Origin of the sequence: Photobacterium sp. SP02 (genome assembly GCF_038519165.1) — a bacterium.
Taxonomy (GTDB): Bacteria; Pseudomonadota; Gammaproteobacteria; order Enterobacterales; family Vibrionaceae; genus Photobacterium; species Photobacterium halotolerans.
Genome location: NZ_JASJOJ010000144.1, coordinates 1 through 1,094 on the forward strand (window position 1 = coordinate 1; position 1,094 = coordinate 1,094).

The following is a 1,094-nucleotide window of genomic DNA, read 5'->3' on the forward strand; positions in this document are numbered from 1 at the left end:
GATGCTGCCGGTAATAACAATACCGCGGCCACGCAGACAGCGATCACAGTGGATACCGTGCTGCCGACAGTGACTATCAGCAGCGATAAAACAGCGTTGAAACAGGGTGAGACCGCCACCATCACTTTCACTCTGAGCGAAAGCAGCAGCGATTTCGCTATCGGCGATGTGGTAGTGACGGGCGGCAGCCTGTCGAACTTCACCGGCAGCGGCGCGACTTACAGCGCCACCTTTACCCCAACAGACAACAGTACAACCGGAGCGACCATCAATATCGCCGCTAACCGATTCACTGATGCCGCTGGCAATAACAACACCGAGGCCACACAGACAACGATTACGGTTGATACCGTGCTGCCCACTGTCAGCATCAGCAGTGATAAAGCTGTTCTGAAATCGGGTGAAACCGCCACCATCACCTTTACTCTGAGCGAAAGCAGCAGCGATTTTACCGAGGATGATATTAATGTTACCGGCGGCAGCTTGTCGAACTTCACGGGTAGTGGCATCAGCTATAGCACCACCTTTACCCCTGATGCCAATGTCACAAGCGGTACGATCGATATCGCTGCCGACAAGTTCACTGATGCTGCCGGTAATGGCAACACCACAGCCATGCAGGAAGTCATCACGGTGGATGCCGTGCTGCCCACAGTGACCATCAGCAGCGATAAACCCGCGCTGAAACAGGGCGAGACCGCCACCATTACTTTCACCCTCAGCGAGAGCAGCAGCAATTTCGCTATCGGTGATGTGGCAGTAACGGGCGGCAGCCTGTCGAACTTCACCGGCAGCGGCACCAGTTACAGCGCCACCTTTACGCCAGATGCCAACAGCATTGCCGGGGCGACCATTAATATCGCCGCCAACAGGTTCACTGATGCTGCCGGTAATAACAATACCGCGGCCACGCAGACAGCGATCACAGTGGATACCGTGCTGCCGACAGTGACGATCAGCAGCGATAAACCCGCGTTGAAACAGGGTGAGACCGCCACTATCACTTTTAACCTGAGTGAAAGCAGCAGCGATTTTACGTTTGATGATGTGGCTGTATCGGGGGGCACGCTGTCGAATTTCACCGGCAGTGGCAC

At 55.1% G+C, this 1,094-nt stretch carries 1 protein-coding gene; it reads left to right on the forward strand.

Annotated features, from left to right (window positions below; all coding sequences use genetic code 11):
* Positions 1-1,094: Ig-like domain-containing protein (locus P0Y67_RS22650; RefSeq protein ID WP_342393699.1), on the forward strand; the 1,094-nt coding region annotated here is incomplete at both ends.